The 14,003-nt window shown below is 36.3% G+C and carries 13 protein-coding genes; 5 read left to right on the forward strand and 8 right to left on the reverse strand.

Going from position 1 to position 14,003, the window contains the following annotated elements:
• Positions 1 to 3: 3 nt before the first annotated feature.
• The 3 genes from ACH3PA_RS17810 to ACH3PA_RS17820 form a co-directional block, all read right to left on the reverse strand.
• A complete protein-coding gene (locus ACH3PA_RS17810; RefSeq protein ID WP_416442538.1) occupies positions 4 to 2,493 on the reverse strand; it encodes a DUF5916 domain-containing protein in 2,490 nt (829 codons plus the stop codon).
• 168 nt (positions 2,494 to 2,661) lie between these two features.
• Entirely contained in the window at positions 2,662 to 3,852 is a 1,191-nt protein-coding gene (gene sucC / locus ACH3PA_RS17815) for an ADP-forming succinate--CoA ligase subunit beta (RefSeq protein WP_416442540.1), read from the reverse strand.
• 134 nt (positions 3,853 to 3,986) lie between these two features.
• Complete coding sequence (locus ACH3PA_RS17820; protein ID WP_416442542.1) at positions 3,987 to 4,640, reverse strand: LON peptidase substrate-binding domain-containing protein; 654 nt, start codon at positions 4,638 to 4,640, stop codon at positions 3,987 to 3,989.
• A gap of 239 nt (positions 4,641 to 4,879) precedes the next feature.
• On the opposite strand from ACH3PA_RS17820, the gene lysA reads away from it, so the two are divergent.
• Positions 4,880 to 6,100, forward strand: coding sequence for a diaminopimelate decarboxylase (gene lysA / locus ACH3PA_RS17825; protein WP_416442544.1), 1,221 nt, complete (start codon positions 4,880 to 4,882; stop codon positions 6,098 to 6,100).
• Positions 6,101 to 6,200: 100 nt separating this feature from the next.
• Here the strand turns inward: lysA and ACH3PA_RS17830 are convergent, their stop codons facing one another.
• Positions 6,201 to 6,587 carry a bleomycin resistance protein gene (locus tag ACH3PA_RS17830; protein ID WP_416442546.1) on the reverse strand — a complete coding sequence of 129 codons (387 nt, stop codon included), beginning with the start codon at positions 6,585 to 6,587 and terminating at the stop codon, positions 6,201 to 6,203.
• Between the two features lie 252 nt (positions 6,588 to 6,839).
• On the opposite strand from ACH3PA_RS17830, the gene ACH3PA_RS17835 reads away from it, so the two are divergent.
• The 4 genes from ACH3PA_RS17835 to ACH3PA_RS17850 are packed head-to-tail and all read left to right on the forward strand — an operon-like array spanning position 6,840 to position 10,222.
• Positions 6,840 to 7,442 (forward strand): DUF4159 domain-containing protein, encoded by a 603-nt coding sequence (locus tag ACH3PA_RS17835; RefSeq protein ID WP_416442548.1) that lies wholly within the window; start codon positions 6,840 to 6,842, stop codon positions 7,440 to 7,442.
• Complete coding sequence (locus tag ACH3PA_RS17840; protein ID WP_416442550.1) at positions 7,426 to 7,956, forward strand: TrmH family RNA methyltransferase; 531 nt, start codon at positions 7,426 to 7,428, stop codon at positions 7,954 to 7,956. The genes ACH3PA_RS17835 and ACH3PA_RS17840 overlap by 17 nt, the downstream gene beginning before the upstream one ends.
• The gene (locus ACH3PA_RS17845; protein ID WP_416442552.1) at positions 7,940 to 9,034 is read left to right on the forward strand and encodes an AI-2E family transporter; all 1,095 of its coding nucleotides are present in this window, start codon (positions 7,940 to 7,942) and stop codon (positions 9,032 to 9,034) included. The genes ACH3PA_RS17840 and ACH3PA_RS17845 overlap by 17 nt, the downstream gene beginning before the upstream one ends.
• A gap of 3 nt (positions 9,035 to 9,037) precedes the next feature.
• Positions 9,038 to 10,222 (forward strand): class I SAM-dependent methyltransferase, encoded by a 1,185-nt coding sequence (locus ACH3PA_RS17850; RefSeq protein WP_416442554.1) that lies wholly within the window; start codon positions 9,038 to 9,040, stop codon positions 10,220 to 10,222.
• Here ACH3PA_RS17850 and ACH3PA_RS17855 read toward each other — a convergent pair whose 3' ends face one another.
• Genes ACH3PA_RS17855 through ACH3PA_RS17870 form a run of 4 tightly spaced genes read right to left on the reverse strand, consistent with a single transcriptional unit; the run spans position 10,223 to position 13,997 of the window.
• Positions 10,223 to 10,816, reverse strand: a complete 594-nt coding sequence (locus tag ACH3PA_RS17855; protein WP_416442556.1) for a biliverdin-producing heme oxygenase — start codon at positions 10,814 to 10,816, stop codon at positions 10,223 to 10,225.
• Positions 10,785 to 11,360, reverse strand: coding sequence for a response regulator (locus tag ACH3PA_RS17860; RefSeq protein ID WP_416442558.1), 576 nt, complete (start codon positions 11,358 to 11,360; stop codon positions 10,785 to 10,787). The genes ACH3PA_RS17855 and ACH3PA_RS17860 overlap by 32 nt, the downstream gene beginning before the upstream one ends.
• 1 nt (position 11,361) lies before the next feature.
• Complete coding sequence (locus ACH3PA_RS17865; RefSeq protein WP_416442560.1) at positions 11,362 to 11,775, reverse strand: response regulator; 414 nt, start codon at positions 11,773 to 11,775, stop codon at positions 11,362 to 11,364.
• Between the two features lie 11 nt (positions 11,776 to 11,786).
• Positions 11,787 to 13,997 (reverse strand): ATP-binding protein, encoded by a 2,211-nt coding sequence (locus ACH3PA_RS17870; RefSeq protein ID WP_416442562.1) that lies wholly within the window; start codon positions 13,995 to 13,997, stop codon positions 11,787 to 11,789.
• Positions 13,998 to 14,003: the final 6 nt, after the last annotated feature.

Consider the following 14,003-nt stretch of genomic DNA (forward strand, 5'->3'; position numbering starts at 1 on the left):
TATCTAAAAATGTCTTTCGAATATTGAATTACTCGCAACTTTACCAGAACGTAAATCCCGCTCCCGCGGTGTATCTATTGTTTCTTTTGGCCCCAGCCAGTTTTTTATCCTATTGTAATTAAGATAATAGCTTACTCTTAGCGACAGACTATTCAACATAGGCTGATCAAATAAATATTGAAAATTAGTATTGAATTTTTGACCAGATTCTGGCAAGTAACTCTCTATTGCATTTCTGTAAAGTATAGAAACCTGACTACCGGGAGCAAACCACCATGAAAATCTTAAGTCTATATTCCAGCTGTTGTAGGTCGTGTTGTGATTGTTACCATAATCATTAACTACAAGGCTTCCGTTATCTTGTAAGTCGTAAAATTTACTGTACTCTACATCTGTATAGTAATGTCTAAAAGCCAGATTTAAAGCCATTGTATTATTAAAGATGTATTTTGACTCTAATGAATTTGTAATTGTATTTCTGTAACGCTGACCGAATATGATCGCATCATCTTGAAAATTCACAAAACCCTGTTCCTTATCAGAAAAATTGTTATTGATAGAATACGTTATTCTAAATTGATCTGAAGCTCTGTAGGTCGTGAGAAAGTTGACATTTAATTGGCCCCTGCCCTGCTCATTGTATTTATACCAGTCAAACACAAATTCAATCGCGACCTTTTTACGATAATCTGTATTGAGCCATATCCACGGATTGTAATAGGATGGTATTTCTACAAAGCGCCCATCTACACGCGGCTCATAAATATCATTGGTTTTAAATGGTGTGGTTTCAAAACCACCGCCAAAACTAAAAAAATCTTTCGTTGTAAAACTAGAATTGAAATTAAAAAGGAAATTGCTGTACAAACCGGGATCAAGACGCCTGTCATAATTAAGATTAAAATTGAGATATAGATTGTTTAAAAATCCCTTTGGCTGCAAATAGCGGTATCCATAATAGCCGTAATAATTAATGCGATTTGTACGGGTAGAATAACCCAGATCATTAATATCATAATCTTTAGTTCTTAGATTGACTTCTGTCGAAATGCGATGTTTTCCATTTATTTTTGAAATTCCGGCTTGAGCTTCCACACCAAATTTCGTCACATCTGAAACAACCCAACTTCCTTCTGTACTTGCCCAATATCTAAGCGTATTTTTCTTATTTGTAATATTTGCGTAGAGACCAGTTGCATTAGCATCTGTAAAATCGCCCTCACGCATAACATTTGTATTCACCATAGAAACTGATGAATTGTCACCAAAACGCTGATCAAGTACCAGAACGTTATAATTAGTAAATGGCTCTACAACCGCTTTTCGCACTTCGTTAGTCTCAATATTATTTATTTTAACCAATGTACGCTCAGTTATTGCATTAAAGAAACCCACACCTAAACCTTTGTCTGTGCGGCCAGATATCTTAAGCGCATTAATAAGATCTACAGACGAGGGGTACAACAAAAACTCCTCGTTAGGCGCCAGATCAATTCTGCCGGAAGGCGCACCTCCCACTCTTCGCGAATAGAACATATCTCCTATGCTAAAGAGCTCTGTTCCTTCTGTAAAAAATGGTCTGCGCTCGTTATATTGTACTTCAAAAGCCGAAAGATTTAATACGGCATCATCAAATTTGGTTTGGCCAAAATCTGGTATGAGTATCATATCTAGCGTAAACGCATCGTTTATACCATATTTTAGATCCATACCGCCATTTACATTCAACTCTGTATCACCATCATAATCTGTAACATATGTAGAAACATACGGCTGAAAAGATAATCGTGTAGGCGTTTTTATATTTTCTATTCCATAAACCTCGCCATCATAAATTGAGAAAGAACCTTTCTGATTATCTACAGGACTCCAGCTATAGCGTGTACGCGTACGTCTTAATTCGCGCTCCATATTCAGTCCCCATTCCTGCACGTCTTTTTTAGGAAAACGCAACTCAGAATAAGGTATAAACATTTCAGCGACCCAGCGGTCTTCTTTAATATCTACTGCACTGTACCAGACACCATTCCACGAAGAATCCTCATTATCATTGGTCATTTTTGCATCATACTGCACTCCTGCAGCAGTAACAATAAACTGTAAACTTTGTTGCCTGTCATTATAACCATTGAGTAAGATGAAGAAAAAGTCATCATTACCAATGTCATCTCTTTCGGTAAGTTCTGTTAAAATATCTTCAATATGAGGATCATACATCGTAGCACCAAAATAAATTCCCAGATCGTCATAAACTATTTTCACTTCGGTCTTTAAACTATCAGGAATAGGAATCCCGTTATTTGGTACTCTTTCGACGAAATTTGTAGCTAAAGAGGCGTTTTTCCACGCTTCATCATCAAGATTTCCATCAATTTTTGGACTTACCGAAGTTCGTGTGATTGTGATTTTTTTACGCGAAATACTGTCTGTTTCCTGCGCCGGTAAAATTCCTGTTATGAAAAAGATGAAAATTAAAAGTGGTGTAAATCTCATTGGTTAGCTTTTAAAAAAGACAAACCAAAAATTGAAATGTTACATTTATCTCGATTCTTTTTCAGAAAATTTACTAGAAGATTCTACATGCTTTAATAAAAAAACAGCAGTGCATAAAAAAACCTCCGGATTTCTCCAGAGGTTTTCTAAAATTTTATGTTAATGGGTTTATGCTAGAACTGCATGCACTTTATCTGCTGCTTCCTGAAATTCTATTGCACTTTGCACATCCAGACCGCTATTATCTATTAATTCTTTAGCGATATCTGCATTTGTACCCTGTAGTCTTACAATAATAGGCACTTCTATATTACCCATGTTCTTATAAGCATCTACAATACCCTGAGCTACACGATCACATCTTACAATACCACCAAAGATATTTACAAGAATCGCTTTTACATTAGGATCTTTAAGTATCAACTTAAAAGCAGTTTCAACACGTTCTGCGTCTGCAGTACCACCTACATCAAGAAAGTTAGCCGGTTCACCACCCGCTTGCTTAATAAGATCCATCGTTGCCATGGCAAGACCTGCGCCATTTACCATACAACCTACATTACCATCAAGATCTACATAATTAAGACCAGCAGCTTTTGCTTCTACTTCTACCGCATTCTCCTCACGTACATCACGCATTGCAGCATAATCCTTATGACGAAAAAGTGCATTATCATCAAGAGAAACCTTAGCATCTACTGCCATTATTTTGTCATCACTTGTTTTAAGAACAGGGTTGATCTCAAAAAGTGATGAATCAGACTTGCTATATGCCTCATAAAGAGACATTACAAATTTTGTCATTTCTTTAAATGCGCCACCGCTTAATCCTAAATTAAAGGCAATGCGACGTGCTTGAAAAGGCATTAAACCTACTGCAGGATCAACCTCTTCATGATATATTAAATGTGGTGTTTTCTCTGCTACTTCTTCAATATCCATACCACCTTCGGTAGAATACATGATCATATTCTTACCAGTACCGCGGTTAAGCAATACAGACATGTAAAATTCATCAGGCTCGCTGTCACCAGGATAATACACATCTTCTGCAATTAAAACCTGATGTACTTTTTTACCTTCTGCAGAGGTTTGAGGTGTAACAAGGTTCATCCCTATTATTTCACCTGCTATCTTAGAAACTTCCTGAAGGTTTTTTGCAAGTTTTACACCGCCACCTTTTCCACGACCACCTGCATGAACCTGTGCTTTAATCACATGCCAGCCGGTACCGGTTTCTTCAGTTAATTTTTTTGCAGCATCTACCGCCTCTTCTGGCGTAGTTGCTACTATTCCGCGCTGTATGCGCACCCCAAAACTGTTTAATATTTCCTTTCCTTGATATTCGTGTAAATTCATAATCAGGCGTTTCTAAAATTTTGAAAATTGCTGAACAAAAGTAACTATTTCAGGGTAACCTTACTAATGTTTATTGATGTTTTGGTGAGATATTGACCTTGAAAAAGGAGGTATTTGAAACTGTAGACCGATTTTTAAAAATCTTCAAGTTTAAAATCTGTAAAATCAAGCGGATCAAAATTCTTAAAATGACCATTCATTTTTATCAATTCTTTAGTGCGATTGATCTCTCTTATTACCGGTATTGTAACCGAAAGATGATCTATAAGAAAAGCAAAACGATCAGATTCAGATTCAAATTGAAGCAGTTTATGTTCCTGCTCAAGTGCCAAACCTATTTTATGTGCAAATGAATAACTAGTGATCAATAGCGGATCAAAAGTAGGCAGAGTAACATCAAGAGCCTTATACAATTCCTGCACGAGAGTTAAAAACCGTCTGCGTTGCAACATTGTGCCGTCTTCTGTATTATTTAGCATTTTAATCGTACCGCCTGCGTATAATTTATCGCCCAGATTATTATAAAAAGACTGTATTTGAAAAACTCGTAAACCCTCACATACAATATCGCTTGCACCAGATTCATATCGCTTGACGATACGGTCAAGTTTGACTTCGGTGCCAAACAGCATTTTTTTATTTATGTAAGCGGGAATTCCAAAAGTTATAGATTCATTTTCACAATCTGCAATAAGCTGCTGGTAGCGATCTTCAAAAATATGCAGCGCCAGCTTTTCCTCAGGAAAAACAACTAATTCTAAGGGGAACATGGCAAGCGTTTCGGTCATGATATTAAATTTTAAAAAATTAAACCTCAAGACAGGCCCATTTCATATTAATGGGAAATACTTCTTTGCAATAAGGCAGGTCTCAAAGATTACTCTCTAAAGGATTAAAATTATAAAAAAGTTACGCCAAAACTTATATTTCTGCAATAATGAGGTTCTATTTGGCAATTTTTAACTCTATTGGGTTTTTAAATAGTATTTCTATGCTAGATTTGTGCGTTTAAAGCAAAAAGCAAGTTATGAATACAAATGACCTTTTAAAAATTGCCCACGACTACGGCAGCCCTGTGTATGTTTATGATGCTGAAAAAATAGAAAATCAGTATAAACGTCTTACCAGTGCTTTTAAAAAGGTCAAGAACTTACGCATAAATTATGCAGTAAAAGCTTTAACTAATATAGCTGTTCTACAGCTATTGCACGATCTGGGCGCAGGTCTGGACACAGTTTCTATACAAGAAGTAAAATTGGGTCTTGCTGCCGGTGTAGAACCACATCGCATCATTTTTACTCCTAACGGTGTATCTCTTAGAGAGATAGAAGAAGTTTCTAAATTAGGTGTGCAGATCAATATAGATAACCTTTCTATTTTAGAACAGTTTGGCACAAAGCATCCTTCAGTTCCTGTTTGTGTGCGCATAAATCCACATGTAATGGCTGGCGGAAATACCAACATTTCTGTAGGCCACATCGATAGTAAATTCGGAATTTCAATACATCAGATTCCGCATCTTTTACGCATTGTGAAAAACACGGGAATGCACGTTAACGGGATTCACATGCACACAGGTAGCGACATCTTAGACATTGATGTTTTCTTGTATGCCGCAGAAATATTATTTGATACCGCTAAACATTTTGAAGATCTTGATTTTATAGATTTTGGCAGCGGATTTAAAGTGCCTTATAAAACCGGCGATATTGAGACAAATATCGAAGAACTAGGTGAAAAACTGGGAAGCCGCTTCAACGCTTTCGCGAAAGAGTACGGCAAACCACTCACCCTTACTTTTGAACCAGGGAAATTTCTTGTAAGTGAAGCAGGTAAATTTTTAGTACAGGTAAACGTGGTAAAACAAACAACGTCAACCGTTTTTGCACAGGTTGATAGTGGTTTTAATCATTTAATACGCCCTATGCTTTACGGTTCTCAACATCATATTGATAATTTGAGCAACCCAAAGGGACGTGAGCGCTTCTATTCGGTTGTGGGTTATATCTGTGAGACAGATACTTTTGCAAACAACAGACGCATACCAGAAATAGCCGAAGGTGATATTCTTGCCTTTAGCAATGCCGGTGCTTACTGCTTTACAATGGCAAGTAATTACAACTCGCGTTATCGCCCTGCAGAAGTTCTCTTTATTAATGGAGAAGCCCGCTTAATACGAGAACGAGAAACTTTTGATGATCTGTTAAGACATCAAATTCCTTTAAAAGAAAAAGCTTCAGTAGAATAATACGTATCTCAAAATAGCGGAAAATTGTTTGCTTTTCGCGAAAAGCTATAAAGTATAAAACCCGCAAGGGAAATTAAAAGCCTTCAATTTGAAGGCTTTTTTAATGTATCTGGTAGAAAATAAGAACATTTTGTGAGGGATCATAAAATGAAAATTCAGTTGTTCCCCACGGTTTTTCTTCCAGGGCGGTGTGATTGTGAAAAACGCCTTTTAATCTATATTCTTCAAAAAGGTCATCTATCGCCTGTACCTGTATTCTTATTCTGGGTTTATTGTTAAAGGCAGTCCAGTATTCAGGAGCATGCCACTGCAAGTGAATTGCTACATTATTTCGTCGTAAGACAGCATAAAGCGGTTTTCTTTCTTCATTCACAAAAACAAGTGTAAAACCCAATTTCTGAACATAAAATTCAAGCGACTCCAGCACATCTTTAACAGCAAGCACTGGTATTATTTGTTCCAGATATCCATTCTTATTCACCGCCATGATGCGAAAATAGCAAAATCTTCGTTAATCATTATTCTATAAATAACTACTAATTCAATAGCCCTGACTGTTTGAATTCTCACCAAAATCAGGGTTATTTTTATATAATTTTGATAGATTTAAAAATGTTGTTTATTGAAGTATATTAGCTAGTTGCCCAGAAAAACTTTATTTTCGTTATCTGCAAAATCCCCATTTAAATTGAAGGTTTACAAATTTATCTTTTTAATTTTTCTGTGTTGTTTTAACCCCTTGACTGTTTTAGGTCAGGAAGTGGCTGTCTTACAATATTCGGGTGGCGGTGATTGGTATGCAAATCCTACTTCTTTGCCTAATCTGGCAAAATTTTGCAACAAGAATATTCATACCGCTCTGGGCGAAAAAAATATTTCTATCGAAGCTACAGATGTAGGTATAATGCAATATCCGCTGGTTCACATGACGGGTCATGGCAATGTTTTCTTTTCTGAACAGGCAGTAACCAATTTGAGAAACTACCTCGAGAGTGGTGGTTTTTTATATATTGATGATAATTACGGAATGGATCAATATATAAGACCTGAGATAAAAAAACTTTTCCCTAACGAAGAACTGATAGAACTCCCGGCAGATCATCCTATATTTTCAGCTGTGTTCTCTTTTCCTGAAGGCCTGCCTAAAATACACGAGCATGATGGCAAACGCCCTCAGGCTTTTGGTATTTTTAAAGATGGCAGATTGGTGCTGCTTTATACCTACGAATGCGACCTTGGTGACGGCTGGGAAAATCCTGAAGTACATAATGACCCTGAAGATGTTAGGCTTAAAGCTTTACAAATGGGAGCAAACATAGTCAAGTATGCCTTCACAAACTAAGCAATTGCAACATCACGAAATTAAAAATGCCGAATTATCTTCTTCGGTAGTTCTTGTTTGTGATGGTGTTGAAAGTCCGGCAAATGCCGGCGGACTCATTAGATTGGCAGAAGCTTTTGGTGTAGAAAGTGTTTATTTCTGTAATGCAAATATCAATTTTGAAGGAAATAGATTTAAACGTACAGCACGTTCTGCAGATAAAAATATACGCTATACAAACCACGAGAGCGCAGAAGAGCTGGTAAAAGAACTGATCACTGCAGGTTTTACAACAATAGGATTAGAAATTACCACAAACAGCCTACCTCTGGAAGATTTAAATATACAGCCTCTTAAGAAAATAGCACTAATAATAGGCAGTGAAAGTATGGGCATCTCATCTTCACTTTTAAAAATTCTTGATCATATTACCCACATCCCTATGTATGGTAATAACAGCAGCATGAATGTAGGTCACGCCTGCGCAATTGCTTTATATAAACTAACACAACCACAGCATGCACCCCAAATCTAAAATCATCGCTTACGGAATTTTACGTGCTTTAGGCATAGTTGCAGGAATTGTACTTCTACTCTATCTCATATATAAAATTCAGGCGGTTATAGCATTTATAGCCATTGCAGCAGTTATATCCCTGGTAGGACGACCTATAGTGAATTTTCTAAAAGAACGGCTCAGGTTTAGCGATGCAGCCGCAGCTGTCACTACAATTCTTATTGTGATCGCTATTATTGCCGGTATTCTATCTCTTTTTATACCCATTCTTATTGATCAAAGTGCGCATATAAGTCAAATTAATTTTGAAGAAGTTAAACATAACGTTAACCGTTTAAATGTTGAGCTTAGCCAGTCTTTAGGGGTTGATCAGGTAACTTTAATAGAAGGATTAAGGCAATCTGATTTTATAAAGAATTTTGACATATCAGTAATTCCTCTTTTCATAAACGGAATTCTGGGAAATATGAGTTCGTTGATAGTTGGCTTACTTTCAGTAATATTTATTTCTTTCTTTTTTCTTAAGGACAGCAGGCTTTTACTTGATAGCTTTCTGGTTTTTGCAAATACGGGTGAAGAATCAAAATTCAGGCATGTTTTTCATAAGACCAAGCATTTACTTTCGCGTTATTTTATTGGCATCTTTTTACAGTTGCTAATTCTATTTGTTATTTATTCAATTCTGCTAATAAGCTTCCAGATTCCCAATGCTTTCGCTATAGCGCTATTTTGCGCGATGCTCAATGTTGTGCCCTACATTGGGCCGGTTGTTGGAGGCGTTTTAATGCTGCTTTTAGTCATTTCTGGGTACTTTACAGCCGATTTTGAGAGCGTGATTTTACCTAAACTTATCTACATTTTTATAGGCTATTGTATCGCTCAGTTAATAGATAACTTTATTAATCAGCCGTTAATTTTTGGCAATAGCGTCAAATCACATCCATTAGAGATATTTCTGGTTATTATTATTTCCGGGCTAATATTTGGTATTTTAGGGATGGTGGTTGCTGTACCCGGTTACACTGCAATAAAAGTGATTGCAAAAGAATTTTTGTCTGAATATAAGATCGTGCAAAAACTTACTAAAAATCTTTAGCGATTGAACGAAGCTATATTTTCTAAAGAAGTTCAGGATTATCTAAAGGACAATGAAGATGCCGAAATTACCGGAATTGCTCTGTCTGGCAGTCCTTTTGAGAATGTAACTGCAGCAGAACTCGCTCAGCAATTAGAAGGTAGAAAAAAAGCAAAAACCAAATTACCAATTTGGTATAGTACTTCTGCTATTTACTACCCGCCTAAATTAAATATTGAGCAAACATCGTCACAGGCAACTGCTCAATACAAAGCATCACTTGCTAAGGGAGCGTCTCTTATAGATATTACAGGCGGATTAGGAATTGATAGTTATTTCTTTTCGAAAGTAAATAATGAAGTAATTCATTGCGAACTCAATGATGAGATATCGCAGATTGCAACCCACAACTTTCAAGTTTTAGCAGCAAATAATATAAAAACCGTGAGTGGTGACGGGTTAGACTTTCTGGCAAAAAACACCACACATTTTGATACAATCTATGTAGATCCTTCAAGACGTAATGAAAGCAAAGGCAAAGTCTTTATGCTGAAGGATTGTTTGCCAAATATTCCTGAAAAAATCGGCCTTTTACTATCAAAAACTAACCAATTAATAGTAAAAACCAGCCCATTATTAGATATCTCTGCCGGCCTGCGCGAATTAACGGCTGTAGCAGAAATTCATATTGTAGCTGTTAATAACGAAGTAAAAGAATTGCTTTGGATTTTGAAACAGGGTGTAAAAAGTTTAGATTTAGTACTAAAAACCGTAAATATCCTTTCAACTGGTAATGAAGTGACTGCCGCAAATTATCACGAAGCTCTTGACAGTTCTGCGTCTTTCGCTTTAGCTAAAAAATATCTGTATGAACCTAATGCTGCTCTCCTAAAATCGGGACTTTTTAACTGGATTGGCAATTCTTTTAATTTAGAAAAGCTGCATACAAATACTCACCTCTATACATCAGATGAATTAATTGATTTCCCGGGAAGACGCTTTGAAGTTCAGGAAACACTATCTTTTAATAAGAAAAATGTAGCCGGTAAATTTGGCGGTAAAAAAGCTAATATCACGACACGTAACTTTAAAACTTCCGTTGAAAACATTCGTAAAAAGTTTAAAATAAAAGATGGTGGTGATGACTATTTATTCTTTTGTACAGATCTAAATAATTCTGCTGTCGTTATTGCCTGCAGAAAAATATAATTATTTAGCAGGTAAAAGATCAAGGTCTGTTTTAAATGCGTCATCAAAAAGTTTAAATGTAGCATTCGCAGTTTCTACTGCTTTATCTATTTCTTCTTCAGTAAAAACGACTTCATTGACTGCAGCAGTAAAAGATTTCCATCTATTGAGAATATCTTTGGTTTTACCATTAAAGAAATGATGCTCAAGTTGAGAATCAAGATTTTCACATTTGTCAAGATGCCGGGCAATTAGCATACCGCCCATCATAGAACCTTCACTTACATATATCATCCCAATAAGTTGAGACAACGAGTTGATTTCAAAATCAGCTGTTAACAATTCAGGATTTGTAGCAATTCCCAATTGTTTTAAATCAGTTCTAAGCGCTGTGCTTTTTGCTTCGTCAGCAAATTGCATCAATGAAGTTGGCAACAAATACTTGTTTTTCTGTGCTTTAGTCTCAATCGCGTTATACGCCACAAAGTTTGCCAGCAGTAAATTAGCATATTGAGATCTGGTAATCGTATGGTCAAGAATGTATTTTGCAAGATTATCTGCCTCTACTTCTCTGTGAAGTTTTTCAGTTCTCTTCTTTAGGTTTTCTAGTATCATATCCTGCTTTTAATCGTGCTATATCCTGCTGTATTTTACGCATACCGTCTTTATGAGACAAGTTTTCTTTAGAAAAATTCTCTAAGAATCGCTCTATATCGCTTACCAGCTTTTTACTATTCATTATTCGCTGTCGTACAGGATTAAGAAGCGGCTTGTTATTTACAATTGCATTAAAATAGGGCGACAATTTGTTGCTCAAAATAGGCATGTTCTTTTTGAGAATATAACCCGATGCCCCACTTAAAATGGTATTTGCAGCCAGTTCTTCATCATTTATGGTCCCCGTTAAGAAAACAAACATAACATCTGGATTAACAGATTGTGCTAGTTCTAAAACATCCAGACCATTAAATCCCGGCAAATTGTAATCACAGAGAACCATATCCAGGTTACCTCTGGTAAGTATTTGTTCTATCTCTGTTATATTATTAGAAACCTGAATTGAAGAACTAGACAAAACTTTGCCTATCTGCCTTTTTATCAATTCAACGTCTGTCTTATTATCTTCTACTAATAATAAATTTATGTGCTCTTCAATCATACTAACTAATATTAAATTTTAACCAAAAGTTGACAATTGCAGGCAATTGACGTCTAAATTCAGGATAATTCTTCGGCTTCTCTACAAAGCTGTTAACACCCAGCTTGTATGCTTTTTGAATCTCATCTGGAATATCTGAGGAGCTCAGTATAACCACGGGTACATTATCATAAATTTTCACTGACCTAATGAAGCGTAAAACCTCAAGTCCATTTTTTTTAGGTAATTTTATATCAAGCAGTATTAGAGATGGCGGGTTATGCTTACAATCTTCTGACTCTAAGATCTCAATAGCGTTCTCCCCGTCACCTATATGTTGCAAATCGCAACCTTTAATTTCTTTATCAAATATACGTTTCATTAAAAGAAGATCACTGCTATTATCTTCTATAGAAACTACATATTTACCTGTCATGCTAATGGCTTTTATAAACCCAATGTAAAATAAAAAGTGGTTCCTCCACCTATTTCGCTTTTTACCCAAATTTCACCGCCATGTTTTTCAACTACGCGCTTGGCAATAGATAAACCTATACCTGAGCCTTCATACTCATTCCCCACGAGCCTGTTAAAAACACCAAAGATATTTTCTGCATGCTTCTCATCAAACCCGATCCCATTATCCTTCACAAAGAAAACTGGTTTATCTTCTTTTAAATATCCTATTTCAACCATAGGCTTCTCTTTCTGTGCAGAATATTTTAGTGCGTTGCCTATTAAATTACTTACAAGCTGAAATATTAATGACCTGTCGCCATGTACTACCGGAAATTCTTCACTTACTTTAATCTCTGTAGCGGGATAAATATCTTTAGTATTGAGAAGAGAAATTACTTCGCTTACTATCTGAGACAACGACAATTCGCCCGAATTAACCTGCTTTTGACTAAGTCCCGAAAATGCAAGAATATCATCTATCAACTCATTCATTTTATCTGTAGAGTTGATAATAGTCTCTATAGCAGATTTACCGTATTCATCAAGACTATCATAGTAATCCTCTTTAATGATCTGCGCAAAACCATCTATACCACGCAATGGGGCACGTAGATCATGTGATATGCTGTAACTAAAAGATTCCAGCTCATCATATGCTTTTTTAAGCTTTTCGTTAAGCGATTTTACCTCTTCATATTTATGAATAATCACTTCAGAAATACTTTGTTTTAAAGCTTGTACAGCTGCTATCTCATAATCTTCCCAGGGTGCAGAACGTGCATCCTGCTCTTCAGACCACTTTTCAAAAGATTTTCTTGGCGAAAGCCTCTCATCGCTGTTTATTTTTACTGCTTTTTCTGGATTACCGGCCCAGGTAACTGTTTGTTTTATTTCTGGTTTAAACCAAATTAAAGCATCTCTTTTAAATTTTGAAATAAAAACACATAGAACTCCTGATGCTACTTCTTTAAAAGAATAGAAATCATCATTTAAAGAAGAAAGAAACTCTGTCGCAAACAGATCTGATGATTGCGTTTCTGCGATCCAATCCAGCAAAGAGGTTATATGTTCTTCCTCGAGCGCATTGCCCAGTCTTGTGATTTTCCCGTCTATGACGATTGCCGCACCTTCTGCATCACAAATATCAAGCAAGGTGAGCGCATTAGCCGCAAGACCTTCGTGTATATTCCAGTCCTGGCTTATCTGCTCAATTAATTTACTGCGCACCTGAGTAGAATTATTGACTTTCTTTAAAACAGTATTTGAAGTTCTCAAAACCAGTTGGGTAGAAAAAACTTGTGTCAAGAATTTACAGGACAATCTGTGATAGAAATTTATAAATCGCGGACTGTAATGGTGACATGCTATAAGACCCCACAACGTATTATTTGCTACAATGGCTGCCGTTAGCGTGGCGCCTACACCCATATTTTGTAAATATTCTATATGAATGGGAGATACAGCTCTTAATTCGCTACGCGATAAATCAAGGGGTGCTTTTGTGGTATCTACAATATTTGAAGTAATAGGAACTCCTGCAGAATCAACATCTGCAATAATACGTACTCCTTGTTTTAAAAATAATTTTCGCGCTTGCTGCGGAATATCTGTAGAAGGATAATGTAAGCCTAACCAACTTTCAAGTCTTTCTTCTTTAGCTTCAGAAACTACTGTGCCATTCCAGTTTGCGTCAAACTGATAGATCATGACACGATCATAACCCAGAAAGTCTTTTATTAGCATGGCAGCCTCATCGCACATATCCTGCTCATTCTTAACAGATCCCAGATTTGAAACAATATCTGTTAGCTGTTGCTGGTATTCTAGCGAATCGAAACTTGACCCTAAGGGTTCTAATTCTAGAATAACAGCTTCACCGTTGTCATGAGCGATCAAAATCCATGATTCCTGCCCGATTTTCACCTCAAAAGGCTTGATTTTATTGCCTAAAAGGTTACTTTTTAGTTTATTAATTGCTTCAGCATCAAGATATTCATCCAGAGTTGTGCCTAGTAATTTAGATGCAGATCTATCAAAAACCAACTCGCTGTTTGTGCTGCATTGCTCGATGATCATTGATACCTTATTGCATGCCAGCAGAACACCATGATCCTGAGTTTTACCCAGAATATGAATAGGTTCTTTATCGCAGTTTGTAAGATCTACGTTTTTAGGATATAAAGATGAAGGGGTTGACATAAATGT

The sequence above is a fragment of the Leeuwenhoekiella sp. A2 genome (assembly GCF_047946655.1).
In the GTDB taxonomy this organism is placed as follows: Bacteria; Bacteroidota; Bacteroidia; order Flavobacteriales; family Flavobacteriaceae; genus Leeuwenhoekiella.